Here is a 23,072-nt window from a genome sequence, read left to right as displayed (position 1 = left end):
TGTGCTCCATGCAGTCGTTGTGTGTTATGCCGAATTGATTGAATGGCGCGTTCAGGTGCTGGATGCGTTTAAGACTGCTTGGAGGTCGAATTGGACAAGAACATGAAAATCCTCATCGTTGATGACTTTTCAACGATGCGGCGGATCATAAAAAACCTGTTGCGTGATCTGGGTTTCACCAACACGGTCGAGGCCGACGATGGCACTACCGCCATTCCGGTACTCAACAGCGGGAGCATCGACTTTCTGGTAACGGACTGGAACATGCCGGGCATGACCGGGATCGACCTGCTGCGCCACGTGCGTGCCGATGAAAAGCTCAAGCACCTGCCGGTGTTGATGGTGACTGCGGAAGCCAAGCGCGAGCAGATCATCGAAGCTGCCCAGGCCGGCGTTAACGGCTATGTAGTCAAACCATTCACGGCTCAGGCGTTGAAAGAGAAGATCGAAAAGATCTTCGAACGCATCGGTTGATGTACGTAGCCATTCCGCCACGGGGGAGCTATGGAGCATAACGAATCTTCACTGGGCGACTTTGAGTCGACCCTGAAAAAACATGCGCTGGAACTGGTCGAAAGCCTGGAAAAGGGCAAGTTCGGCGAAGCTGTGCAATTGATCCATGAGCTCAATCAGACCCGTGACCGCGGCCTGTATCAGGAAGTGGGCAAGCTCACCCGCGAGTTGCATAGCGCGATCGTCAATTTCCAGATTGACCCGCACATGCCGCAAGCCGAGGAAGTTTCACAGATCACGGATGCCACTGAGCGCCTGTCCTATGTGGTCCGGCTCACGGAAGCCGCCGCCAACCGCACCATGGACCTGGTAGAGAGCAGCACCCCGCTGGTCAATGGCCTGAGCACTGAAGCCCAGGCCCTGAGCGCAGATTGGGGGCGCTTCATGCGGCGCGAGGTCGGTGCTGAAGAGTTTCGCGAACTGGCGCGCCGGGTCGACAGTTTCCTGACGCGCAGCGAGCAGGAAACCCGCACCGTTTCCGGCCACCTTAACGACATTCTGCTGGCGCAGGATTACCAGGACCTGACCGGTCAGGTGATCAAGCGTGTGACCCAGTTGGTCACTGAAGTCGAAAGCAATCTGCTCAAACTTGTCTTGATGGCCAGCCAGGTCGATCGCTTCGCCGGTATCGAACATGACCGTGAATCGATCCTCGCGGAAAAAGATCCGCAAAAACATCTCGCCAAGGGTGAAGGTCCGCAGATTCATGCCGATAAACGGGAAGACGTTATGTCCGGTCAGGACGATGTAGACGATTTGCTTTCCAGCCTTGGATTCTAGGAGCACCCATTAATGAGCTTCGGCGCCGATGAAGAGATCCTTCAGGATTTCCTGGTTGAGGCCGGCGAGATTCTAGAGCAACTGTCCGAACAACTGGTCGAGCTGGAAAGCCGGCCAGATGATGCGGACTTGCTCAATGCAATTTTTCGCGGTTTTCACACTGTTAAAGGGGGCGCCGGCTTCCTCCAGCTCAATGAGCTGGTGGAGTGCTGCCACATCGCCGAGAACGTCTTCGACATCCTGCGCAAGGGTGAGCGACGGGTCGATTCGGAGCTGATGGACGTGGTGCTCGAGGCGCTGGACGCGGTGAACGGCATGTTCAGCCAGGTCCGTGAGCGCACCGAAATCACTGCTGCGACACCGGAACTGCTGGCCGCGTTGGCGCGTCTGGCCGAGCCTGCCGGTGCCGAACCTGCAGCGCCGGCGGTCGAAGAAGTGGCCGAAGTCGCTGCCGAGCCTGAGCCCGAGGCTGAGGCCTCATCAGGGGATATCACCGATAACGAATTCGAACTCTTGCTCGACTCGCTGAATGCCGCCAAGGCCGACGCCGAGGCTGCGCCTGCTGCCGCACCGGTGGCCGAGGGCGAGCCTGCCAGCGATGAGATCACCGATGCCGAGTTCGAGTCCCTGCTGGACCAGCTGCATGGCAAGGGGCAGTTCGCTCCCGATGCCGTAGCTCCCGCAGCGCCTGCTGCTGCCGCTGGTGCTGCCGCGGCTGGCGACGAAATCACCGATGACGAATTTGAAGCCCTGTTGGACCAGTTGCATGGCAAGGGCAACTTTGCCGTGGACGCACTGGAGTCAGCAGTGGCCGCGGTGCCTGCCGCGCAGGCGCCCAGCGCCGCAGCAGCCGGTAGCGACCTGATCACCGATCACGAATTCGAATCCCTGCTGGATGAGCTGCACGGCAAGGGCAAGTTCTCTGAAGCCCCGGGTGCGGCGAAACCTGCAGCGGCAGTTGCCCCGGCTCCGGCTGCAGCAACCAGCGCCGCCGTTGCCAAACCCGTGGCCAAGAAGCCCGAAGCCAAGGCCGAAGCGCCGAAACCGGCTGCGGCTGCAGCGCCGGCACCGGCTCGTGCCGCAGCGGCGCCGCCAGCGGAAAAACCGGCCAGCGAAGCGGAAACCACGGTGCGGGTCGATACCGCGCGCCTGGACGAAATCATGAACATGGTCGGCGAGCTGGTGCTGGTGCGTAACCGTCTGGTGCGCCTGGGTCTGAACAGCGGCGACGAAGCCATGTCCAAGGCGGTGTCCAATCTGGACGTGGTGACCGCCGACCTGCAGACCGCGGTGATGAAGACCCGCATGCAGCCGATCAAGAAGGTCTTCGGGCGCTTCCCGCGTCTGGTTCGCGACCTGGCCCGGCAGCTCAAGAAAGAGATCAACCTGGAACTGGTGGGGGAAGAAACCGACCTCGACAAGAACCTGGTAGAGGCCCTGGCCGACCCGCTGGTGCACTTGGTGCGCAACGCGGTGGACCACGGCATCGAATCGCCGGAAGAGCGCGAAGCCTCGGGCAAGGCCCGTGGCGGCAAAGTGGTGCTGGCGGCGGAGCAGGAGGGTGACCACATCCTCCTGTCGATTTCCGACGACGGCAAGGGCATGGACCCCAACGTTCTGCGAGCCATTGCCGTCAAGCGCGGCGTGATGGACAAGGACGCCGCCGACCGCCTGAGCGACACCGAGTGCTACAACCTGATCTTCGCCCCGGGCTTCTCCACCAAGACCGAGATCTCCGACGTCTCCGGCCGTGGCGTGGGCATGGACGTGGTGAAGACCAAGATTTCCCAGCTCAATGGTTCGATCAACATCTACTCGACCAAGGGCCAGGGTTCCAAGATCGTCATCAAGGTGCCGTTGACCCTGGCGATCATGCCGACCCTGATGGTGATGCTGGGCAACCAGGCGTTCGCCTTCCCGTTGGTCAACGTCAACGAAATCTTCCACCTCGACCTGTCCCGCACCAATGTGGTGGACGGCCAGGAAGTGGTGATCGTGCGTGACAAGGCATTGCCCCTGTTCTACCTCAAGCGCTGGCTGGTCAGTTCCGCCGCTCATGAAGAGCAGCGTGAAGGCCACGTAGTGATCCTTTCGGTGGGCACCCAGCGGATCGGCTTTGTCGTCGATCAGTTGGTGGGCCAGGAAGAAGTGGTCATCAAGCCCTTGGGCAAAATGCTTCAGGGAACCCCGGGCATGTCCGGCGCCACCATTACCGGTGACGGCCGCATCGCTCTGATTCTCGATGTTCCGAGCATGCTCAAGCGTTACGCCGCACGGCGTATTTGATTCGGCGGGGAGGGGCGGTTGGCCTCGCCCCACCTAACGGAGTGTTTATGGCAGTCAAAGTCCTGGTGGTGGACGATTCGGGTTTTTTCCGCCGCCGCGTCTCGGAAATTCTTTCAGCGGATTCGAATATCCAGGTCGTCGGTACGGCGACCAACGGTAAAGAGGCGATCGATCAGGCCCTGGCGCTCAAGCCGGACGTGATCACCATGGACTACGAGATGCCGATGATGGATGGCATCACCGCAGTACGGCATATCATGCAGCGCTGCCCGACGCCGGTCCTGATGTTCTCTTCCCTGACCCATGAAGGCGCTCGAGTGACCCTCGATGCGCTGGATGCGGGGGCCGTGGATTTCCTGCCGAAGAATTTCGAAGACATCTCGCGCAATCCCGAGAAGGTCAAGCAGCTGCTGTGCGAGAAAGTCCACAGCATCTCGCGCAGCAATCGTCGTTTCAGCAGCTACAGCGCTCCGGCGCCGCAACCGGCTGCACCGGCTCCGACTCCGTCGAGCTTCGGCGGTGCGCGCCCGGCGCCAGCACCGGCTCCGGTCCGCGCTCCGGCAGCGGCTCCAGGTCCTGCATCGCCGGCGCCCAAGCGCAAGGCCTACAAGCTGGTGGCGATCGGTACGTCCACCGGTGGCCCGGTGGCCCTGCAGCGGGTCCTGACCCAGCTGCCGGCCAACTTCCCGGCCCCCATCGTGCTGATCCAGCACATGCCGGCGGCCTTCACCAAGGCCTTCGCCGAGCGTCTGGACAAGCTCTGCCGCATCAGCGTCAAGGAAGCCGAGGATGGCGACATCTTGCGTCCAGGCTTGGCGCTGCTGGCGCCGGGCGGCAAGCAGATGATGATCGACGGTCGTGGCGCGGTGAAGATTCTTCCTGGCGATGAGCGTCTGAACTACAAGCCGTGCGTGGACATCACCTTCGGTTCTGCGGCCAAGTCCTACAGCGACAAAGTTCTGGCGGTGGTCCTCACCGGCATGGGCGCCGACGGTCGCGAAGGCGCCCGCCTGCTCAAGCAGGGCGGCAGCGCGGTCTGGGCCCAGGATGAAGCCAGCTGCGTGATCTATGGCATGCCCATGGCCATCGTCAAAGCCAACCTGGCGGACGCGGTGTACAGCCTGGACGACATCGGCCGGCATCTGGTCGAGGCCTGTCTCTGATGGATGTGCTCAGCCTAATCGGGATCATCATGGCGTTTGTCGCCATCATTGGCGGCAACTACCTGGAAGGTGGTCACCTGTCGGCACTGGCCAACGGCCCGGCCGCACTGATCGTGCTCGGCGGCACTATCGGTGCGGCCTTGCTGCAGTCGCCGTTGAGCGCTTTCAAGCGAGCCATGCAGATCCTGGTGTGGATCCTGTTTCCGCCGCGGGTCGATCTGCCCGGCGGCATCGACCGGGTGGTCAACTGGAGCCTGACCGCGCGCAAGGAGGGCCTGCTGGGCCTGGAAGGCGTGGCCGATGCCGAGCCGGACACCTATTCGCGCAAGGGCCTGCAGCTGTTGGTGGACGGCGCCGAGCCGGAAGCCATCCGCAGCATCCTCGAAGTGGATTTCTACACCCAGGAAAGTCGTGATATCGAGGCCGCCAAGGTCTTCGAGAGCATGGGCGGCTATGCGCCGACCATCGGCATCATCGGTGCGGTCATGGGGCTGATCCACGTCATGGGCAACCTGGCCGATCCGTCGCAACTGGGCAGCGGTATTGCGGTGGCGTTCGTCGCCACCATCTACGGGGTGGCCAGCGCCAACCTGGTGTTGCTGCCGATCGCCGCCAAGCTGAAGTCCATCGCCCTGCGCCAGTCCCGTTACCGGGAAATGCTGCTCGAAGGCATCCTGTCGATCGCCGAAGGCGAAAACCCCCGCTCCATCGAGTTGAAGCTGCAAGGCTTCATGGACTGACTATGGCTCGTCGTCGCCAGCAAGAAGAACACGTCAACCACGAACGCTGGTTGGTTTCCTACGCCGACTTCATCACCCTGCTGTTCGCGTTTTTCGTGGTCATGTACTCGATCTCCTCGATCAACGAGGGCAAGTACAAGGTGATTTCCGAGGCGCTGATCGGGGTCTTTACCGACTCCGATCGCAGCCTCAAGCCGATTCCCATCGGTGATGAGCGGCCCAAGACCGTGACCCCGGCCAAGCCTCTGGTCAAGGACAGCGAGCAGACCGACGCCGGGATTTCCGCTGGCAGCGATCCGCTCAAGAGCATCGCCGATGACATCAGCGCGGCCTTTGGCGATCTGATCAGCTCGAACCAGATGACCGTGCGCGGCAACGAGTTGTGGGTGGAGATCGAACTCAACTCCAGCCTGTTGTTCGGCAGTGGCGACGCCATGCCCAGCGACCAGGCGTTCACCATCATCGACAAGGTGGCGAAGATCCTCAAACCCTTCGACAACCCAATCCATGTCGAAGGCTTCACCGACAATCAGCCGATCCAGACCGCGCAATACCCGACCAACTGGGAGCTGTCCTCGGCTCGCTCGGCGAGCATCGTGCGCATGCTGGCGATGCAGGGTGTCAATCCGGCGCGAATGGCCTCCGTGGGCTATGGCGAGTTCCAGCCGGTGGCCAACAACGCCACTGCCGAAGGCCGTGCACGCAATCGGCGGGTGGTGCTGGTGGTGTCGCGCAATCTCGATGTGCGGCGCAGCCTGACCGGCACCGGCACCGCCAATGCAACACCGGATGCGGCACTCAAGCGTGCTGGCACACAAACTGCACCAACCCCGGTCAAAACGCCGGTACAGGGAAGCGCCGTCAATTCTCCGTCACCCGCTTTATAACTTAGCGCTATGTCTCGCCCTGCTGTGGCCGGGCGGGAGGAACCAACCGAATGAGAGTCTGGGCAGTCGCCAATCAAAAGGGTGGTGTTGGTAAAACCACCAGTTCCATCGCTTTAGCCGGCTTGCTGGCCGAGGCGGGCAAGCGCGTGGTCGTGGTCGATCTCGACCCCCACGGTTCCATGACCAGCTACTTCGGCTACGACCCGGACAGCCTGGAGCACAGCAGCTACGATCTGTTCCTGCACAAGGGCAACGTGCCCCAGGACCTGCCGGGCCAGCTGCTGCTGGGCACCAGCCATGAACACATTTCCCTGTTGCCGTCGAGCACCGCCCTGGCCACCCTCGAGCGCCAGTCGCCGGGGCAGAGCGGCCTGGGACTGGTGATCGCCAAGAGCCTGGCGCAGCTGTGGCAGGATTTCGACTATGCGGTCATCGACAGCCCGCCGTTGCTCGGCGTGTTGATGGTCAACGCCCTGGCGGCCAGCCAGCAGTTGGTGATCCCGGTGCAGACCGAACACCTGGCGGTCAAGGGCCTGGAGCGCATGGTCAACACCCTGGCGATGGTCAACCGCTCGCGCAAGCAGCCACTGCCGTTCACCATTGTGCCGACCTTGTTCGATCGACGGACCCAGGCGTCCCTGGGCACGCTGCGGATCCTGCGGGACAAGTTTCCCGACGAAATCTGGCAAGGCTACATCCCGGTGGATACCCGCCTGCGGGACGCCAGCCGGGCAGGGGTCACTCCTTCCCAGTTCGATGGCAAGAGTCGCGGCGTACTGGCCTACAAGGCCTTGCTCAAGCACTTGCTGGCCCAGCAGCTCGTGGCGCAGGTGGCTTGACGTGAAGGCTTATTCAAGTCGCCCGACGGCCTGGCCGATAACCTCGACAGGTCACTGTGTCGAGGTTTTCGCGTGGGTATCCTTATGAACCGTCCTCTGGATATCAAGAGCCGGCCCCAACTGGCGCTGCAGTCGTACCTGGACGCTTTGCTGCAGGACGCCACCGAAGAAGAACTGGCTCCGGAGCCTGCCGTTGCGGTTGCCGTCGAGGTCACGCCGCCAGCTCCGCTGGTCACGCCCGAGGCCGGCACTGAAGTGTTGGACGAGTTCCAGGCAGCAGTGCTGGAAGAGCAGGCGCGGGATGCGCTGATTCAGCAGCAGGCGGCTCCCGTCGCCCGAGTGGCGGAGTCGATGCCGGCGCCGGCCGTTCTGGAAGCACCGCCGCCGGTGCTGACTTCGATTTCCCCCGTGGTGCCGATGCTTCAGGCGCTGGTGCCGCCGGTGGTCGAAGTGCACCTGCCACCCAGCAATACGCCGCCGCCGGTCACCGGCAGCGACCGTCCCAGCTGGGCGGCAGAGCCTTTCGAATGCCTGTTGTTCGATGTCGCCGGGCTGACTCTGGCGGTGCCGCTGGTGTGCCTGGGGTCGATCTATTCTTTGGCAGGGCAGGAACTGACGCCGCTGTTCGGTCAGCCGGAGTGGTTCCTCGGTATCCTGCCGAGCCAGGCCGGTAACCTGAAAGTGCTGGATACCGCCCGTTGGGTCATGCCGGATCGTTACCGTGATGATTTCCGCCAGGGCCTGCAGTACGTGATCTCGGTCCAGGGCTATGAGTGGGGGTTGGCGGTGCATCAGGTCAGCCGTTCGTTGCGCCTGGACCCCAACGAAATCAAGTGGCGCAGTCATCGTGGCCAACGCCCGTGGCTCGCCGGCACCGTGATCGAACACATGTGCGCCTTGCTCGACGTGGCCGAACTGGCGGAGTTGATCGCCACCGGTGGTGCCAAGCAGCTGGCTATCAGTCAAGCGGCCCACAAGCCGAAGTGAAGCAAACACAGGCGGCGTCCGTTGGGCGCAGCCACACAGAACACACGCCGTTTTCAACGGTTTTTTGAGGGGTCAGGGTATGAATAAGTCGTCGTCTGCACAGGGTTCCGAAGATCCGATCCTGCAATGGGTCACCTTCAAGCTGGATAACGAGTCCTACGGCATCAACGTGATGCGCGTCCAGGAAGTGCTGCGCTACACCGAGATCGCTCCGGTGCCGGGTGCTCCGAGCTACGTGCTGGGGATCATCAACCTGCGCGGCAATGTGGTCACCGTGATCGATACCCGCCAGCGTTTTGGCCTGGTGCCCACCGAAGTCAATGACAACACCCGGATCGTCATCATCGAAGCCGACAAGCAAGTGGTCGGGATCATGGTCGACAGCGTGGCGGAAGTGGTTTACCTGCGTCAGTCGGAAGTCGAAACCGCACCGAATGTGGGTAACGAAGAGTCGGCCAAGTTCATTCAAGGCGTCTGCAACAAGAACGGCGAACTGCTGATTCTGGTCGAGCTGGACAAGATGATGAGCGAAGAGGAATGGTCGGAACTGGAGAGTATCTGATTGATCCTCGAGGTAGCGGTGATTGTCCTGGCGATCCTCTGGGTCGCCACTGTGGCGCTGTTTCTGTCGTACACCCGCAATCAGCGGCAGATCGCCGCCCAGCAAGCCGAAGGCGATGCCGTGCGCGATCAGCGGATCAAGGAGCTGGCCAAGCGTGTCGACCATTACCAGAACGGTACGGTGCGCATGGGCGAGGATCTGCATGAACTGCGGGCGGTGGTGGCGCCGTTGCCGGACAAACTGGCCCAGCTGGAGCAGCGCGACCCCTCCAGCCTGTCCTTCGCCCAGGCCGCGCGCCTGGTGGGCATGGGTGCCAGCGTCGATGAACTGACCCAGTCCTGCGGCCTGACCCAGGCCGAGGCGGAACTGGTCAGCAAGCTGCACAAAGGTTGAGCTTCAGCGGCAAGCTGCAAGCCGTCAGCTGCAAGTTTCCAGCTTGAAGCTTGCGGCTTACAGCTTGTAGCTGCCCTCCGTGATGTCCTTCTCCTGTTCGACCTGTTGCGGATCATGTCCGGCCGGAAACTTGCCCTTGAGGTTCCAGGCGAAGGCGATGATTTCGGCAATGGTCCGGTACAGCTCCGGCGGAATGCTCTCGCCCAGTTCCAGGCGGGCCAGCAGCTTCACCAGTTCGGCGTTCTCATAGATCGGTACTTCATAGTCCCGAGCGATCTTCAGGATGGCTTGCGCCAGTTCATCGTCGCCCTTGGCGGTGAGGGTCGGCGCTTGCTGGCCGTCGTACTTGAGGGCAATGGCCTGGCGCGGTGGTGGAGAGTCTTTCATGCGGTTTCGTCGACCCAGCGTTGTTCCAATCGGGTTTGCGGACCCCGGGGCGGGATGCCCAGGTGGCAGTCCAGATCGCCGACATCCAGTCCCGAGGCTAGCAAGCGTTCGCGCAGGTGGCCCAGGTGGCTCTCGATCAGGCTTGCCGTGTAGGGACGCTCGGCCCACAGCTGGCTGGACAGGCGCCCTTGAATCAGTTGCGCCTGGACCTGCAGCGGGCCCAGCGGGTCGAGATCGAACGCCAGGTCGACCCGCCACAGCGCCTGCTTGGACGGACGCTCTTCACGCTTGTGCGAGGGTTCAGGTTCGGGATCCGGCGCTTCTTCCCGTTGCAGCTTGACCTGCAAGGGCACGATGTCCTGCAGGTTGCGCATGGGGATCTCCAACTGCCAGGTGGTCAGTTTTCGACCATCATCGGTCAGGCCGCTCTGTTCCAGGCTCGCCAGCTGGTGGCTTTGCAGGCGTGATACCGCCGCCGCCGCCAGGCGCAGCAAATGTTGCAGATCGCCTTCGCCTTCCAGGCTTTGCAGCAGTCGTTCCGGCAGTGGGAAGCCGCCGGGTGGTGTCTTGGCGCTGACCTGGCCGAGGGTGCCCAGGGCGCTGCGCACGAAGCTCGGCAGCGATTGCGCCAGGGTGTTGGCGGCGATGATCGCGTTGAAGCTGCTGGAGGAGGGCAGTCCCGGGGTCAGCTGGGCGATCAGGCGCAGCAGGTCGGCCTTCAGGTCGGGCGTCTGAGCGGGATTGGCTCCGGCCAGCAGCTTGGCTTCCAGAAACAGACCGCTGCCCAGCAGGGCCTGGGCCACTCCGCGCGAGTTGCTCAGTTGCTGCTGGTCCGGCAAGCCGGCCAGCAAGCGTTCCACGGCGGCCCGCAGGTCGGTCGATGAAGTGGACAGTTCGCTGTCGGCGGGCAGGCTCTGCAGGAGGTTGATCAGTCCGTTCAGGGAGCCCTGGCGGCTTTGCTGGCTGGCCAGTTGTGCGGCGATGGCCAGTTGTTCCTGGCGGTTGCCCAGGGGGACGAAGTTCAGGGTCTGCGCATCCGAGACCAGGGCGCTGAGCAGGCTGCCGATACGCAGCGGCTGCGGGCTATCGATGCTCAAGGTGGCGCCGCTTTGAGCGGTATTGAGCAGGCTGACCAGAGAGCGGTAGATCGCCGGCTGGTTGCTGCCCTGGGGCAGAAGCTGGCTCGTCAGGACCTTGCCCTGGAGCAGGGTGCCTGGAGGCAGTTGGCTGGTGTCCAGGCGGGTCAGGGCGGCGACGCTGGAGGCAATGGCCTGCTGCACGGTGATCGCCAGGTTGCCGGCCGAAGGCTGGATCACCGCCAGGCTGGTGCCCTGGGGCAAGGGCTGGCTGCTGGAGGCCTGCACGGTGGTTTGCCGGCCATTGTCCAGGGTCACCTTGAGCAGCAGCTGGAAGGTCTGGTCGGTCTGCTTGAGCGACAGCACTTCGGCCTTGGCGCTCTGGCCGGCGGCAATCAAGCCTTCCAGGGGCGGCACCAGCTTGAGCAGTTCGCCGCTGATCGGCTGAGGGCGCGAGGGGCCGGGGGCGGGCGCCTGGGGCAGCGGCAGGATGTTTATTTCGCCAGTCATTCGGACACAACCTGTGGAAATTAGCCCTCTTGAGAGTAGGGCTTCGCATGTATAATGCCGCCCGTCTTTGGGGGAGTGGGGAAAACATTGCAAATGTTTGACGCAGCTCTCTAGAACAGGCCGCCAATGCATTTATTCTGCATCCCTTTAACGGCCGCGCCACTGCCGACTTGAACCCGTGAAGGCCCACCATCCCTTGACCAGCCCTCTTCTCGAAGCCGTAGCACTCTCTTGTGAGCGCGACTGGCGGATGCTGTTTGAACACTTGGAGTTGCGTCTGACCGGCGGAGACATGGTGCAGATCAGCGGTCCCAACGGCAGTGGCAAGACCAGCCTGCTGCGTTTGCTCGCCGGCCTGATGCAACCCACTGCTGGCCAGGTACTACTCAATGGCCAGCCCTTGCATGGCCAGCGTGCCGAACTGGCGCGCAACCTGTTGTGGATTGGCCACGCCGCCGGAATCAAGGATGTCCTGACTCCCGAGGAAAACCTCAACTGGCTCTGTGCCCTGCACCAGCCGGCCACGCGCGAGGCTATCTGGCACGCCCTGGCGGCCGTCGGCCTGCGCGGTTTCGAGGACGTCGCCTGTCACACCCTGTCCGCCGGCCAGCAGCGCCGTGTGGCCCTGGCCCGGCTGTATCTGGACGGCCCGCCGCTGTGGATCCTCGACGAACCCTTCACCGCCCTGGACAAACAGGGGGTGGCCCAGCTCGAGGAGCACCTGGCCAATCATTGCGAACGCGGCGGCATGGTGGTCCTGACCACTCACCACAGTCTGACCCGCATGCCGTCGGGCTACCGCGATCTGGACCTGGGACGGTGGGCGGCATGAGCGTCTTTGCCCAATTGCTGGCCCGTGAGGCGCGCTTGCTGTTCCGACGCCCGGCGGAGCTGGCCAACCCCCTGGTGTTCTTCGCCATCGTCGTTGCACTGTTCCCATTGGCCGTGGGACCTGAGACAAATCTGTTGCAAACCTTGTCACCGGGGCTGGTCTGGGTAGCGGCCTTATTGTCCGTCCTGCTCTCGCTGGACGGGCTTTTTCGCAGTGATTTCGAGGACGGATCCCTTGAACAGTGGGTCCTTTCGTCGCACCCCCTGCCTCTTCTGGTTTTGGCAAAGGTACTGGCACACTGGGCCTTTTCCGGCCTGGCACTGGTATTGCTTGCACCCTTGCTGGCCTTGATGCTCGGCTTGCCTACCGCCTGCCTGCCGGTGTTGCTGCTGTCACTGCTGCTGGGCACTCCGGTGCTGAGCCTGCTGGGCGCAGTGGGCGCAGCACTGACGGTGGGATTGAAGCGCGGTGGCTTGCTGCTGGCGTTGCTGATCCTGCCTTTGTACATCCCGGTACTGATTCTCGGCAGTGGCGCCCTGCAGGCGGCACTGCAGGGCATGCCGGCGACAGGTTATCTGCTGTGGCTTGGGAGCCTGACCGCCCTGGCAGTGACCCTTACACCCTTTGCAATAGCTGCTGGCCTGAAGATCAGCGTCGGCGAATAATGAGGTCTGGTTGTTTTTTGACCAGTAAAGACCCTGGCTGTTCGTGAGAGCGAAGAGCAACCGTGATGGAAACAACGAATGAACTGGACCTGGTTTCACAAGCTCGGCTCGCCTAAATGGTTCTATGGCATCAGCGGAAAAATGCTGCCCTGGCTCAGCGTCGCGGCGGTCTTGCTGATCGCTGTCGGCGTGGCCTGGGGCCTGGCCTTCGCGCCGCCGGACTACCAGCAGGGCAACAGCTTCCGCATCATCTATATTCATGTCCCGGCGGCCATGCTGGCGCAGTCCTGCTACGTGATGCTGGCGGTCTGCGGCGTGGTTGGCCTGGTGTGGAAGATGAAGCTGGCGGACGTGGCGCTGCAATGCGCGGCGCCGATCGGTGCCTGGATGACCGCCGTGGCACTGGTGACCGGGGCCATCTGGGGCAAGCCGACCTGGGGCTCATGGTGGGTCTGGGATGCACGACTTACGTCGATGCTCATTCTTCTGTTTCTGTACTTCGGTCTGATTGCCCTGGGCAACGCCATCAGCAATCGTGACAGCGCCGCCAAGGCCTGCGCGGTACTGGCCATTGTCGGTGTGGTGAACATCCCGATCATCAAGTACTCGGTGGAGTGGTGGAACACCCTGCACCAGGGCGCCACCTTCACCCTCACGGAGAAACCGGCGATGCCGGTGGAAATGTGGCTGCCGCTGCTGCTCACCGCCTTGGGCTTCTACTGCTTCTTCGGCGCCGTGCTGTTGCTGCGCATGCGCCTGGAAGTGCTCAAGCGCGAAGCCCGGGCCAGTTGGGTCAAGGCCGAAGTCCAAGGTTGTCTGGAGACTGTTCGATGAGCTTTGCATCCTTCAGCGACTTTCTCGCCATGGGCCATCACGGCCTCTATGTCTGGTCGGCGTATGGCATCTGCCTGGCAGTCCTGATCATCAACGTGGCGGAGCCGATCCTGGCGCGCAAGCGTTATCTGCAACAAGAGGCGCGTCGTCTGCGCCGGGAGAACGGTAAGTGAATCCGCTGCGTAAAAAGCGTCTTTTGATCATCCTGGCGATCCTGGTGGGCGTCGGCATCGCCGTTGGCCTGGCCCTCAGCGCGCTGAAGGAAAACATCAACCTGTTCTACACCCCGACCCAGATCGCCAACGGCGAAGCGCCGCTGGACACGCGGATTCGTGCCGGAGGCATGGTCCAGGCCGGTTCCCTGGAGCGCTCCGCCGACTCTCTGGACGTCAAGTTCGTGGTCACCGACTTCAACAAGTCGGTGACCATCACCTACCGTGGCATCCTCCCGGACCTGTTCCGCGAAGGGCAGGGCATCGTCGCTCTGGGCAAGCTCAACGCCGACGGCGTGGTGGTGGCCGATGAAGTGCTGGCCAAGCACGACGAGAAGTACATGCCGCCGGAAGTCACCAAGGCGTTGAAAGACAGCGGCCAGTCGGCACCGACACCAGCGAAAGAGGGTTAAGCCATGAGTTCCGCACTGTTCATTCCTGAACTCGGCCAATTGGCGATGATCCTCGCCTTGTGCTTTGCCCTGGTCCAGGCCGTGCTGCCGCTGCTGGGGGCCTGGCGCGGCGACCGGCTGTGGATGAGCCTGGCCCAGCCGGCGGCCTGGGGGCAGTTCGCCTTCCTGGTATTCGCCTTCGGCTGCCTGACCCATGCCTTCATGACCGACGACTTCTCGGTGGCCTATGTGGCCCACAACTCCAACAGCGCCTTGCCCTGGTACTACAAGTTCAGTGCCGTCTGGGGCGCCCACGAAGGTTCGCTGCTGCTCTGGGCGCTGATCCTCGGTGGCTGGACCTTCGCCGTGTCGGTGTTCTCGCGCCAGTTGCCCCAGGTGATGCTGGCCCGGGTGCTGGCGGTGATGGGGCTGATCAGCACCGGCTTCCTGTCGTTCCTGATCGTCACTTCCAACCCGTTCGCGCGGATCCTGCCGCAGGTGCCGGCCGATGGCCGTGACCTCAATCCGCTGCTGCAGGACATCGGCCTGATCGTTCACCCGCCGATGCTCTACATGGGCTACGTCGGTTTCTCGGTGGCCTTCGCCTTTGCCATCGCGGCCTTGCTGGGCGGTCGCCTGGACGCCGCCTGGGCCCGCTGGTCGCGGCCCTGGACCATCGTCGCCTGGGCCTTCCTCGGCATCGGTATCACCCTGGGCTCCTGGTGGGCCTACTACGAACTCGGCTGGGGCGGCTGGTGGTTCTGGGACCCGGTGGAAAATGCTTCGTTCATGCCCTGGCTGGTGGGCACGGCGCTGATCCACTCCCTGGCGGTCACGGAAAAGCGCGGCGTATTCAAGAGCTGGACCGTGCTGCTGGCGATTGCGGCCTTCTCCCTGAGCCTGCTGGGGACCTTCCTGGTGCGCTCCGGGGTCCTGACCTCGGTTCACGCCTTTGCCGCGGATCCCGAGCGTGGGGTGTTCATCCTGATCTTCCTGTTGTTCGTGGTGGGCGGCTCGCTGACCCTGTTCGCCCTGCGCGCGCCGGTGGTCAAGAGCCATGTGGGCTTCAACCTGTGGTCCCGGGAAACCCTGCTGCTGGGCAACAACCTGGTGCTGGTGGTGGCGGCCTCTATGATTCTGCTGGGCACTCTGTACCCACTGGTGCTGGACGCCCTGACCGGCGCCAAGCTGTCGGTGGGCCCGCCGTACTTCAATGCGCTGTTCATTCCGCTGATGGCCTTGCTGATGGTGGTGATGGCGGTGGGCGTGCTGGTGCGCTGGAAAGACACCCCGGTGAAATGGCTGATGGGCATGCTCGGTCCGGTGTTGCTGGGCAGCGTGGCCCTGGCCGTGGTGGCGGGCATTGCCTACGGCGATTTCAACTGGGCGGTGCTGGCGACCTTCCTACTGGCGGCCTGGGTGCTGCTGGCCGGGGTGCGCGACATCTTCGACAAGACCCGGCACAAGGGCCTGATCAAGGGCCTGCCAGGCCTGACCCGCAGTTACTGGGGCATGCAACTGGCGCACCTGGGCATCGCCGTCTGTGCCCTGGGCGTGGTGCTGTCGAGCCAGAACAGCGCCGAGCGCGACTTGCGCCTGGAACCGGGTGAGTCCATGGAGCTGGCCGGCTATCACTTCATCTTCGAGGGTGCCAAGCATTTCGAAGGGCCGAACTTCACTTCCGACAAGGGCACCGTGCGTGTGGTGCGCGATGGCAAGGAGGTGGCGGTGCTGCACCCGGAAAAACGCCTGTACACCGTGCAGAGCTCGATGATGACCGAGGCCGGGATCGATGCCGGTTTCACCCGTGACCTGTATGTGGCCCTGGGCGAACCCCTGGGTGAAGGCGCCTGGGCGGTGCGGGTGCACGTCAAGCCGTTCGTGCGCTGGATCTGGTTCGGCGGCCTGCTCACCGGTTTCGGTGGCTTGCTGGCGGCCATGGACCGGCGTTACCGGATCAAGGTTAAAAGCCGCGTGCGCGAAGCACTGGGCATGACAGGAGCTACGGCATGAGACGCTGGATGATGATGTTGCCCCTGGCGGTGTTCCTGGTGGTGGCGGTGTTTCTCTATCGCGGGTTGTACCTGGACCCGGCCGAGCTGCCATCGGCAATGATCGGCAAGCCGTTCCCGGAGTTCTCCCTGCCGTCGGTGCAGGGCGACAAGACCCTGACCCGTGCCGACCTGCTGGGCAAGCCGGCGCTGGTCAATGTCTGGGGCACCTGGTGCATTTCCTGCCGGGTCGAGCACCCGGTGCTGAACAAGCTGGCCGAGAAGGGCGTGGTGATCTACGGCATCAACTACAAGGACGTCAACGCCGACGCCCTGAAGTGGCTGGCCGAGTTCCACAACCCCTACCTGCTGGACGTGCGCGACGAGGAGGGCTCCCTGGGGCTCAACCTCGGCGTCTACGGCGCTCCGGAAACCTTCTTCATCGATGCCAAGGGCATCATCCGCGACAAGTTCGTCGGGGTGATCGACGAAGTGGTGTGGCGCGAACAGCTGGCCGCCAAGTACCAGGCCCTGGTCGATGAGGCCAAGCCATGAAGCGCTGGTTAGCCGCCGCCATCCTGGGCCTGAGCATCGCCGGCGTGGCCCACGCCGCTATCGATACCTATCAGTTCGCCAGCGACGCCGACCGCGAAAGGTTCCACCAACTGACCAAGGAACTGCGCTGCCCCAAGTGCCAGAACCAGGACATCGCCGACTCCAACGCGCCGATTGCCGCCGACCTGCGCAAAGAGATTTTCCGCATGCTCGGCGAGGGCAAGGACAATCAGCAGATCATCGACTTCATGGTCGACCGCTACGGCGACTTCGTGCGCTACCGGCCGGCCCTGACCGGCAAGACCGCGCTGCTCTGGTTCGGTCCCGCCGGGCTGCTGCTGGGCGGCCTGGTGATCATTGCCGTGATTGTCCGGCGTCGTCGCGTCGAGCTTCGTGACAGCCCGAACACGCTTTCCGTCGAAGAGCGTCAGCGCCTCGACCAACTGCTGGATAAAAACCACCCATGATTGATTTCTGGCTTGCAGCAGGCCTGCTGCTCCTGATCGCCCTGAGTTTCCTGTTGATCCCGGTATTGCGCGAGCGTCGTGCCCAGCGTGAAGAGGATCGTACCGCGCTGAACGTGGCGCTCTATGAAGAACGAGTGGCCGAGCTCAACAGTCAGCAAGCCGAAGGCGTGCTCAGTGCCGAACAGATGGACGCCGGACGCGCCGAAGCGGCTCGCGAGCTGCTGGCGGACACCGAAGGCAGCGCTCCGCTGCGCAGCTCGCGCCTGGGCAAGCCGCTGCCGTTGCTGGCGGCGCTGCTGGTGCCGGTGCTGGGGCTGGGGCTGTACCTGCATTTTGGCGCCAGCGACAAGGTCGAGCTGACCCGGGAGTTTGCCCAGGCGCCGCAGTCCATGGAGGAAATGACCCGGCGCCTGGAGCGCGCGGTGGCGGCCCAGCCGGACTCTGCCGAAGGTCTGTATTTCCTCGGGCGCACCTACATGGCCCAGGACCGTCCGGCGGACGCGGCGAAGATCTTCGAACGCACCGTGGCCGTGGCCGGCCGCCAGCCCGAGCTCTTGGGGCAATGGGCCCAGGCCCAGTACTTCGCCGACAACAAGCAATGGTCGGACAAGGTCCAGGGCCTGACCGACGAAGCGCTGAAAGCCGATCCCAACGAAGTCACCAGCCTCGGGCTGCTGGGGATCGCCGCCTTCGAAGGCGGACGCTACCAGGACGCCATCGACTACTGGAAACGGCTGCAGGCGCAACTGCCGCCGGACGACAATTCCCGCGCAGCGCTGCAGGGCGGGATCGAACGGGCCAGCGAGAAGCTGGTGGCCGCGGGAGGCAAGGTTGCGACCGAGCCGGCGGTTCAGGCCAAGGGCGCCTTGCTCAAGGTTCGCGTCGATCTGGCTGCGCAGCTCAAGGACAAGGTCCAGCCGGGCGACAGCGTGTTCATCTTCGCCCGTGCCACCCAGGGGCCGCCCGCCCCGTTGGCGGCCAAGCGCCTGACCGTGGCCGACCTGCCGGCTACGGTCGAGCTGGGCGATAGCGACGCGATGATGCCGCAGTTGAAACTGTCGAACTTCCCTGAAGTCCAACTGGTTGCGCGCATTTCCCGCGCCGGCAAGCCAACGTCCGGCGAGTGGGTTGGGCGTAGCCAGCCATTGCCCAGCAGCACCACCGCCGCGCAACAGCTGACCATCGACAGTCCGGATCAATAACCAGAGAAGCCGCCATGACCGCCATCGCTCGTATCACCCTGTTGTCACTGGTCCTGGGGTTGAGCGCTTGTACGGTCCAGCGGCCGGTGCCCACCTCCTCTGAACCCATTCCGCCCGCGGGGCCGAGCACACGCCCGGCTCCGTCCACGGCCCCGGGCAAGCCCAGCGCGCCGATCCCCACGACCAAACCCCTGCCTCGCACCTCCGCCAGCTTTGCCCCGCCGCCGGGCGGGCACAGCCACTGGGACGCCCGGCTCGGGGTCTATGTGCTGGACGACCAGGACAACACGTTCTACCGCCAGCGCACCTATTACCGCTGGAACAACGGTTGGAGCCGTTCCATCAGCCCCGACGGGCCTTGGGAAGACACCGATATCCACGGTGTTCCCGCCGGCCTCGGCCGCCAGTTCCAATAATTCCGGCGCCTGCCGGATAACCGCAGAGGCGCAGGCCAGAGCCCGCGCCCCGGGGTGGATTATTTAAGCCTCGGGTCGGCTGGCCGATACAGCGGGGTGTTCCCGAGTATCAGCCGTTGAGCGCCCGATGAAGAAAGACCTGAACAAACCCTATGTCGCGCCGATGGTGTTTTGGCTGGCCGTGATCTGTGTCCTGCTGTTGCTGTATGGCCTGGGGGCGGCAGACGTGCCGGAACTGATCTATCTGTCCCTGGCACCGCTGTACCTGCTGGTGGCCTTCGCCTTCATGTATTACTTCTTCTGCTGGAGCCTGATCTCGGTGTTCCGCCTGGGCGAGATCGGCTGGAAGAAGGTCGACTACGGCTGGCTGCTGCTGGCTTCCCTGGCGCTGATCAGTGCTACCCAGGCGGTCCGCGTGGACTGGTTCCAGAGCGACTATCAATGGGCGCAAAGCCAGCAGGCCGGCCTGCAGCGCAGGGTGTTGGCCGAGATCGACGACATGCTCGGCAGCGCTCACTGTCAGGCAGCGCTTGAGCTGCATGAGCCCCAGGATGCGGCCCAGGTCAGCAGCCTGTGCGAGCGCTTTGGCACGCTGGAACGCAGCGCCGATGGGCGTCCGTCGACCCTGGCGGTGAGCAAGGTGCAGCAGGCTCTGGATGATCTGCGTGGCGAGTATTCAGCCCCCCTGGTGCAGCAATGGTTGCAGCGTCTGGGACAGACATTCGGGGAGTTGGAGCGCCAGCGGGCCGAGGTCCAGCGCCTGCATGGGCTGACCCAGGTCAGCCAGGCCGAACGCCTCTACGGCTATTGCGCACCCCTGTTGCTGGTGATTGCCCTGGCCTTGCGCGCCTCCAAGGTGACGGGCGAGGTGCTGCTCAAGGCCCCCCAGCGACGCAGGCTGTGGCTGATCGTCAACCGCCGCGTGGTGCTCGATGGCCTGGGCTTTGTCCGCGGTGCCCGGGCGCGACTCGACGAAGCCCTGAGGAACTGGCGCGTGGCCCGTTGGGGCGTGGTGCACCTGTCCTGTGACTTCATCGCCGCGGCCAGTCCCCAGGACACCCCGGTGGCGGTGGCCCCGGGGTTCTATGAAAACGAATTCCGGCTCGAGACCCTGGCCGCCTTCGATGGCAGCGAGTTCGTGCAGTGGACCGCGACCCAGACCATCGACATCCTGTACCTGGTCGGTGAAACCGATCAGGGCCTGATCGAGCGCCTGCGGCGCTGGGGCGAGGCGCTGAACATCGAGGTGCTGGTCCGCGAGCGCATCTGAAGCGCGTCTCAGAGGCGCTCCAGCAACTGCTCCACGTACTCGATGAAGGCCCGGGCCTTGGCACTCACCAGGCGCCCGCCGGGAAACACCGCCCACAGTTGCTGTCGTGGCAGCTGCCAGTCGGTCAGCAGTGCCTTGACCGCGCCGCTGGCCAATTCCGGGGCGAACATCCATTGCGAGGCGGTTGCCAGGCCCTGATGTGCCAGGACCGCCGCCCGCAAGCCTTCCGCGGCATTGACCCGGATCCTGCCGCTGACACTCACCTGCTGCTCTTGGTCACCCTGGAAAAAGTGCCAGAGATGGCCGGGCCCCCGGCTGTAGATCAGGGCCTGGTGTTCGCTCAGATCGTCCGGATGCCGGGGTTCGCCATGTGTGGCCAGGTACTCCGGGGTGGCCAGCAGCAGGCGCGGGCATTCGGCGATTTTGCGCGCGGTGAGGGTCGAGTCGGCCAGGCGGCCCATGCGCAGCGCCACATCCACCCCGGCTTCCACCAGATTGATGTGCTGATCGTCCAGCACCACGTCGATCTGCAGTCCCGGGTGACGATCGAGAAAGGCCCCCAGGTGGGGCACGATGTGCATGCGGGCGAAGGTCACCGCAGCGCCGATGCGCAGGGTGCCATGCAATGCCGCCGCCGACCCGCGAGCAGCGTTTTCCGCCTCGCAGGCCTCCTCCAGGGTGCGCCGGGCCCGTTCGAAATAGGCCAGGCCGGCCTCGGTGGGGGTCAAGCCGCGGGTGGAGCGCAACAACAGCCGCACCTGCAGATGGGCCTCCAACTGGGCAATGGTTTTCGATACGGCGGGCTGGCCCAGGTTCAGGCGGCGGGCGGCAGCGGAGAAGGACCCGCTTTCCACCACATGCACAAAGGTTTCCATCGCGGCTAGGCGGTCCATCGGTTGTCCTTGCAGGAGAGGGGAGCAGGGCCCCCGGGAGCGGTTGCCGACACTATCACCGGGTTCAGCCCGAGTCGCCTAGGCGCGCACTGCTCGGCGGTTGTCCGCCACCAAAAGAAAACGCAGCAGGGCCAGCAGAGGAAAGGCGCTGCCCACCAGCGCCACGCCCAGCCAGCCGCCGTGTTCGTACACCGCGCTGGCAATCGATGAGCCGAAGGCGCCACCGATGAAGATGCTGGTCATGTACAGCGCGTTGAGGCGGCTGCGGCTGTGGGCGTCCAGGGCATACACCGCCCGTTGCCCGAGCACCATGTTCATTTGCACGCAGAAGTCCAGGACCACCCCGGTCACCGCCAGGCCGATCACGCTGTAGGCGGGATGGATCAGTGTCGGCACAAAGCTCAGGGCCGCCAGGAGCATGGCCAAGAGCGAGGCGATGCGGGTGTGGCCGGCATCCGCCAGGCGTCCGCTGATGGGGGCGGCGATGGCCCCGATGGCGCCTACCAGGGCGAAGATCGCGATCTGGCTCTGCGACAGGCCGTGCTGGCGTGCCAGCTCCAGCGGGGCCGCGGTCCAGAACAGGCTGAAGCTGGCGAACATGCAGCCCTGGTAGAAGGCCCGCTGGCGCAAGACCGGTTGCCGGCGCAGCAGGCTCCCCAGTGAGCGCAGCAGTTGGCCGTAAGTGGCGCTATGGGCCGGTTGGCGCTTGGGCATGGTCAGCATCAGGACCAGGCTGATGGCCGCCATCAGCACGGCAGCGGCAATGAACATCGCGCGCCAGCCAAACAGATCGGCCACCACGCTGGACACCGGACGAGCCAGGAGAATCCCCAGCAGCAGGCCGCCCATGATCCCGCCCACCACTCGGCCGCGGGACTCTTCCGGGGCCAGGTGCGCTGCCAGGGGAATGAGGATCTGCACCGACACCGAGCTGAAGCCGATCAGCAGCGACACCAGGAGAAAGACGTTGGGCTGCTGGGTCCAGGCCGCTCCCAGCAGGCTGGCGATGGCCACCAGGGTGGTGATCACCATCAGTCGGCGGTTTTCCAGCAAGTCGCCCAGGGGCACCAGGAAGAACAGGCCCAGGGCATAGCCGATCTGGGTCAGGGACACGATCAGGCTGGCCAGGGAACTGGACAGGCCGAGGTCCGGGGCGATCAGCTCGATGATGGGTTGTGCGTAGTAGATGTTGGCGACGATGGCGCCGCAGCAGAAGGCGAACAGCAGCACCATGCCTCGGGTCATTGTCACGCTGCGCAGGGGCAGCGCCTGGGTCGTTGAGCTCATCGGAATTCTCTTGGCGGCGAAAAGATGGGGCAAGGTTAAGAGGCAGCGCGGTAACGCAGTAGAGAGGGCGGGGCAATAGCATTCATTCCTGCGGGGAATAAATGACCGATTCAAGGCGTTGCGCTGCCGGCCGGGACGGATGCCGCTGACGAGGGCTGATGATACATTTACTTACATCTTGTTCGATAGCATGCTCATGTTCGCCATTCGCCCCGGAGTGGCCCGAGCCCCTTTTTCAACAGAGGATCCATCCCATGAATCGGTCTTTGCGTGGTTGGTTGTGCGCCGCTCAGGGCGTTGTCCTGGCGTTCACCCTGGTGGGCGTCGCGGCCCGCGCCCAGGAGGCGCCGGGCATGCGCATGGGCGTGCGCGGCGAGATCACCGGGATCAGCGGCGACCTGGTGCGGGTGCATGTCAACAGCGGTGAAAACGTCAGTGTCGAGCTGACCCCACAGACCCAGGTACGCGGGGTGACCCTGGCCAACATCGAGGACATCAAGCCCGGCAGCTACATCGGCTCGGCGGCACTGCCCATGGCCGACGGCACTCTCAAGGCCCTGGAAGTGCATGTCTTTCCCGCGCAGATGGCCGGCACCGGGGATGGTCATCGGCCCTTCGACCTGGCCAAGGGCAGCAGCATGACCAACGGCAGCGTCGGGGATCTGGTGGTGAGCAACGGCCGCACCCTGACCGTCAATTACAAGGGCGGGCAGCAGAAGATCCTGGTGCCGGACGATGTCCCCATCGTCAATCTCACCCCCGGGGATCGCAGCCTGCTCAAGGCCGGGGTCAAGGTGGTGATGTTCGTCACCCAGAGCGCCGACGGCAAACTCACCGCGCAGTCGATTTCCGCCGGCAAGGATGGGGTGGCTCCGCCCATGTAAGGCCGTTGCCTGCGGCGTGGAGGATCCCGCTCCGGCTCTGCGCCGCCCA

Annotated in this window: 26 protein-coding genes; 22 read left to right on the top strand and 4 right to left on the bottom strand. The window is 63.9% G+C overall.

What is annotated here, in order from left to right:
* The first annotated feature begins 102 nt into the window (after positions 1-102).
* From ACMGG8_RS26230 to ACMGG8_RS26185, 10 genes are all read left to right on the top strand, one after another.
* Positions 103-474 carry a chemotaxis response regulator CheY gene (locus ACMGG8_RS26230; protein ID WP_003183998.1) on the top strand — a complete coding sequence of 124 codons (372 nt, stop codon included), beginning with the start codon at positions 103-105 and terminating at the stop codon, positions 472-474.
* 30 nt (positions 475-504) lie between these two features.
* The gene (locus ACMGG8_RS26225; RefSeq protein WP_047284566.1) at positions 505-1,293 is read left to right on the top strand and encodes a protein phosphatase CheZ; all 789 of its coding nucleotides are present in this window, start codon (positions 505-507) and stop codon (positions 1,291-1,293) included.
* Between the two features lie 12 nt (positions 1,294-1,305).
* Positions 1,306-3,579, top strand: coding sequence for a chemotaxis protein CheA (locus ACMGG8_RS26220; protein ID WP_060842821.1), 2,274 nt, complete (start codon positions 1,306-1,308; stop codon positions 3,577-3,579).
* Between the two features lie 47 nt (positions 3,580-3,626).
* Positions 3,627-4,742 carry a protein-glutamate methylesterase/protein-glutamine glutaminase gene (locus tag ACMGG8_RS26215; RefSeq protein ID WP_060838156.1) on the top strand — a complete coding sequence of 372 codons (1,116 nt, stop codon included), beginning with the start codon at positions 3,627-3,629 and terminating at the stop codon, positions 4,740-4,742.
* Positions 4,742-5,482: a flagellar motor protein gene (locus ACMGG8_RS26210; protein WP_016963185.1), complete on the top strand. Its 741-nt coding sequence runs from the start codon at positions 4,742-4,744 to the stop codon at positions 5,480-5,482. Before ACMGG8_RS26215 ends, ACMGG8_RS26210 begins: the two co-directional genes overlap by 1 nt.
* 2 nt (positions 5,483-5,484) lie before the next feature.
* On the top strand, positions 5,485-6,369 hold the full coding sequence (gene motD, locus ACMGG8_RS26205; RefSeq protein ID WP_060842822.1) for a flagellar motor protein MotD: 885 nt from the start codon (positions 5,485-5,487) through the stop codon (positions 6,367-6,369).
* A 50-nt stretch (positions 6,370-6,419) separates the two neighbouring features.
* Entirely contained in the window at positions 6,420-7,208 is a 789-nt protein-coding gene (locus ACMGG8_RS26200; RefSeq protein ID WP_047302706.1) for a ParA family protein, read from the top strand.
* A gap of 84 nt (positions 7,209-7,292) precedes the next feature.
* A complete protein-coding gene (locus tag ACMGG8_RS26195; protein ID WP_060842824.1) occupies positions 7,293-8,195 on the top strand; it encodes a CheW domain-containing protein in 903 nt (300 codons plus the stop codon).
* Between the two features lie 79 nt (positions 8,196-8,274).
* Positions 8,275-8,757, top strand: coding sequence for a chemotaxis protein CheW (locus ACMGG8_RS26190; protein WP_011060011.1), 483 nt, complete (start codon positions 8,275-8,277; stop codon positions 8,755-8,757).
* Positions 8,758-9,150: a DUF2802 domain-containing protein gene (locus tag ACMGG8_RS26185; RefSeq protein WP_016965424.1), complete on the top strand. Its 393-nt coding sequence runs from the start codon at positions 8,758-8,760 to the stop codon at positions 9,148-9,150.
* 57 nt (positions 9,151-9,207) lie between these two features.
* On the opposite strand, the gene ACMGG8_RS26180 is transcribed toward ACMGG8_RS26185, so the two are convergent.
* Both ACMGG8_RS26180 and ACMGG8_RS26175 read right to left on the bottom strand, forming a co-directional pair.
* Positions 9,208-9,537, bottom strand: a complete 330-nt coding sequence (locus ACMGG8_RS26180) for an EscU/YscU/HrcU family type III secretion system export apparatus switch protein (RefSeq protein ID WP_060838159.1) — start codon at positions 9,535-9,537, stop codon at positions 9,208-9,210.
* Entirely contained in the window at positions 9,534-11,123 is a 1,590-nt protein-coding gene (locus ACMGG8_RS26175) for a flagellar hook-length control protein FliK (protein WP_060842826.1), read from the bottom strand. The genes ACMGG8_RS26180 and ACMGG8_RS26175 overlap by 4 nt, the downstream gene beginning before the upstream one ends.
* A 196-nt stretch (positions 11,124-11,319) precedes the next feature.
* Here ACMGG8_RS26175 and ccmA point away from each other — a divergent pair, with 196 nt between their 5' ends.
* The 11 genes from ccmA (at position 11,320) to ACMGG8_RS26120 (ending at position 19,959) form a co-directional block, all read left to right on the top strand.
* Positions 11,320-11,955 carry a cytochrome c biogenesis heme-transporting ATPase CcmA gene (gene ccmA, locus ACMGG8_RS26170; protein WP_060845086.1) on the top strand — a complete coding sequence of 212 codons (636 nt, stop codon included), beginning with the start codon at positions 11,320-11,322 and terminating at the stop codon, positions 11,953-11,955.
* Positions 11,952-12,620 carry a heme exporter protein CcmB gene (ccmB, locus tag ACMGG8_RS26165; RefSeq protein ID WP_060841898.1) on the top strand — a complete coding sequence of 223 codons (669 nt, stop codon included), beginning with the start codon at positions 11,952-11,954 and terminating at the stop codon, positions 12,618-12,620. Before ccmA ends, ccmB begins: the two co-directional genes overlap by 4 nt.
* 78 nt (positions 12,621-12,698) lie before the next feature.
* Positions 12,699-13,454 (top strand): heme ABC transporter permease, encoded by a 756-nt coding sequence (locus ACMGG8_RS26160; protein WP_060838161.1) that lies wholly within the window; start codon positions 12,699-12,701, stop codon positions 13,452-13,454.
* A complete protein-coding gene (gene ccmD, locus ACMGG8_RS26155; protein WP_060838162.1) occupies positions 13,451-13,627 on the top strand; it encodes a heme exporter protein CcmD in 177 nt (58 codons plus the stop codon). Before ACMGG8_RS26160 ends, ccmD begins: the two co-directional genes overlap by 4 nt.
* The gene (gene ccmE / locus ACMGG8_RS26150) at positions 13,624-14,079 is read left to right on the top strand and encodes a cytochrome c maturation protein CcmE (protein WP_016965417.1); all 456 of its coding nucleotides are present in this window, start codon (positions 13,624-13,626) and stop codon (positions 14,077-14,079) included. The genes ccmD and ccmE overlap by 4 nt, the downstream gene beginning before the upstream one ends.
* Positions 14,080-14,082: 3 nt before the next feature.
* Positions 14,083-16,071, top strand: a complete 1,989-nt coding sequence (locus ACMGG8_RS26145) for a heme lyase CcmF/NrfE family subunit (protein ID WP_060838163.1) — start codon at positions 14,083-14,085, stop codon at positions 16,069-16,071.
* A complete protein-coding gene (locus ACMGG8_RS26140) occupies positions 16,068-16,604 on the top strand; it encodes a DsbE family thiol:disulfide interchange protein (protein WP_060838164.1) in 537 nt (178 codons plus the stop codon). The genes ACMGG8_RS26145 and ACMGG8_RS26140 overlap by 4 nt, the downstream gene beginning before the upstream one ends.
* A complete protein-coding gene (locus tag ACMGG8_RS26135) occupies positions 16,601-17,071 on the top strand; it encodes a cytochrome c-type biogenesis protein CcmH (protein WP_060838165.1) in 471 nt (156 codons plus the stop codon). Before ACMGG8_RS26140 ends, ACMGG8_RS26135 begins: the two co-directional genes overlap by 4 nt.
* Positions 17,068-18,273, top strand: a complete 1,206-nt coding sequence (gene ccmI, locus ACMGG8_RS26130) for a c-type cytochrome biogenesis protein CcmI (RefSeq protein WP_108544782.1) — start codon at positions 17,068-17,070, stop codon at positions 18,271-18,273. Before ACMGG8_RS26135 ends, ccmI begins: the two co-directional genes overlap by 4 nt.
* 14 nt (positions 18,274-18,287) lie before the next feature.
* The gene (locus ACMGG8_RS26125; RefSeq protein ID WP_414158695.1) at positions 18,288-18,689 is read left to right on the top strand and encodes a hypothetical protein; all 402 of its coding nucleotides are present in this window, start codon (positions 18,288-18,290) and stop codon (positions 18,687-18,689) included.
* A 127-nt stretch (positions 18,690-18,816) separates the two neighbouring features.
* Positions 18,817-19,959, top strand: coding sequence for a hypothetical protein (locus ACMGG8_RS26120; protein WP_414158694.1), 1,143 nt, complete (start codon positions 18,817-18,819; stop codon positions 19,957-19,959).
* A gap of 8 nt (positions 19,960-19,967) precedes the next feature.
* Here ACMGG8_RS26120 and ACMGG8_RS26115 read toward each other — a convergent pair whose 3' ends face one another.
* Both ACMGG8_RS26115 and ACMGG8_RS26110 read right to left on the bottom strand, forming a co-directional pair.
* Entirely contained in the window at positions 19,968-20,852 is an 885-nt protein-coding gene (locus ACMGG8_RS26115; RefSeq protein ID WP_129405528.1) for a LysR family transcriptional regulator, read from the bottom strand.
* 78 nt (positions 20,853-20,930) lie between these two features.
* Positions 20,931-22,139 (bottom strand): MFS transporter, encoded by a 1,209-nt coding sequence (locus tag ACMGG8_RS26110; RefSeq protein WP_060838170.1) that lies wholly within the window; start codon positions 22,137-22,139, stop codon positions 20,931-20,933.
* 254 nt (positions 22,140-22,393) lie between these two features.
* Here ACMGG8_RS26110 and ACMGG8_RS26105 point away from each other — a divergent pair, with 254 nt between their 5' ends.
* Positions 22,394-23,023, top strand: coding sequence for a DUF5666 domain-containing protein (locus ACMGG8_RS26105; RefSeq protein ID WP_060838171.1), 630 nt, complete (start codon positions 22,394-22,396; stop codon positions 23,021-23,023).
* Positions 23,024-23,072: the final 49 nt, after the last annotated feature.

Source organism: Pseudomonas sp. BNK-45 (assembly GCF_047456255.1).
Taxonomy (GTDB): domain Bacteria; phylum Pseudomonadota; class Gammaproteobacteria; order Pseudomonadales; family Pseudomonadaceae; genus Aquipseudomonas.
Note: the sequence above shows the minus strand (reverse complement) of the source record. Positions and strands in the feature narration are given on the sequence as shown.

Bases quoted from the DNA above. Each gene is read 5' to 3' on its own strand.
- ACMGG8_RS26230 (WP_003183998.1), top strand. From the start codon at position 103: ATGAAAATCCTCATCGTTGATGACTTTTCAACGATGCGGCGGATCATA.
- ACMGG8_RS26225 (WP_047284566.1), top strand. From the start codon at position 505: ATGGAGCATAACGAATCTTCACTGGGCGACTTTGAGTCGACCCTGAAA.
- ACMGG8_RS26220 (WP_060842821.1), top strand. From the start codon at position 1,306: ATGAGCTTCGGCGCCGATGAAGAGATCCTTCAGGATTTCCTGGTTGAG.
- ACMGG8_RS26215 (WP_060838156.1), top strand. From the start codon at position 3,627: ATGGCAGTCAAAGTCCTGGTGGTGGACGATTCGGGTTTTTTCCGCCGC.
- ACMGG8_RS26210 (WP_016963185.1), top strand. From the start codon at position 4,742: ATGGATGTGCTCAGCCTAATCGGGATCATCATGGCGTTTGTCGCCATC.
- motD (WP_060842822.1), top strand. From the start codon at position 5,485: ATGGCTCGTCGTCGCCAGCAAGAAGAACACGTCAACCACGAACGCTGG.
- ACMGG8_RS26200 (WP_047302706.1), top strand. From the start codon at position 6,420: ATGAGAGTCTGGGCAGTCGCCAATCAAAAGGGTGGTGTTGGTAAAACC.
- ACMGG8_RS26195 (WP_060842824.1), top strand. From the start codon at position 7,293: ATGAACCGTCCTCTGGATATCAAGAGCCGGCCCCAACTGGCGCTGCAG.
- ACMGG8_RS26190 (WP_011060011.1), top strand. From the start codon at position 8,275: ATGAATAAGTCGTCGTCTGCACAGGGTTCCGAAGATCCGATCCTGCAA.
- ACMGG8_RS26180 (WP_060838159.1), bottom strand. From the start codon at position 9,537: ATGAAAGACTCTCCACCACCGCGCCAGGCCATTGCCCTCAAGTACGAC.
- ACMGG8_RS26175 (WP_060842826.1), bottom strand. From the start codon at position 11,123: ATGACTGGCGAAATAAACATCCTGCCGCTGCCCCAGGCGCCCGCCCCC.
- ccmB (WP_060841898.1), top strand. From the start codon at position 11,952: ATGAGCGTCTTTGCCCAATTGCTGGCCCGTGAGGCGCGCTTGCTGTTC.
- ACMGG8_RS26160 (WP_060838161.1), top strand. From the start codon at position 12,699: ATGAACTGGACCTGGTTTCACAAGCTCGGCTCGCCTAAATGGTTCTAT.
- ccmD (WP_060838162.1), top strand. From the start codon at position 13,451: ATGAGCTTTGCATCCTTCAGCGACTTTCTCGCCATGGGCCATCACGGC.
- ACMGG8_RS26145 (WP_060838163.1), top strand. From the start codon at position 14,083: ATGAGTTCCGCACTGTTCATTCCTGAACTCGGCCAATTGGCGATGATC.
- ACMGG8_RS26140 (WP_060838164.1), top strand. From the start codon at position 16,068: ATGAGACGCTGGATGATGATGTTGCCCCTGGCGGTGTTCCTGGTGGTG.
- ACMGG8_RS26135 (WP_060838165.1), top strand. From the start codon at position 16,601: ATGAAGCGCTGGTTAGCCGCCGCCATCCTGGGCCTGAGCATCGCCGGC.
- ccmI (WP_108544782.1), top strand. From the start codon at position 17,068: ATGATTGATTTCTGGCTTGCAGCAGGCCTGCTGCTCCTGATCGCCCTG.
- ACMGG8_RS26125 (WP_414158695.1), top strand. From the start codon at position 18,288: ATGACCGCCATCGCTCGTATCACCCTGTTGTCACTGGTCCTGGGGTTG.
- ACMGG8_RS26120 (WP_414158694.1), top strand. From the start codon at position 18,817: ATGAAGAAAGACCTGAACAAACCCTATGTCGCGCCGATGGTGTTTTGG.
- ACMGG8_RS26115 (WP_129405528.1), bottom strand. From the start codon at position 20,852: ATGGACCGCCTAGCCGCGATGGAAACCTTTGTGCATGTGGTGGAAAGC.
- ACMGG8_RS26110 (WP_060838170.1), bottom strand. From the start codon at position 22,139: ATGAGCTCAACGACCCAGGCGCTGCCCCTGCGCAGCGTGACAATGACC.
- ACMGG8_RS26105 (WP_060838171.1), top strand. From the start codon at position 22,394: ATGAATCGGTCTTTGCGTGGTTGGTTGTGCGCCGCTCAGGGCGTTGTC.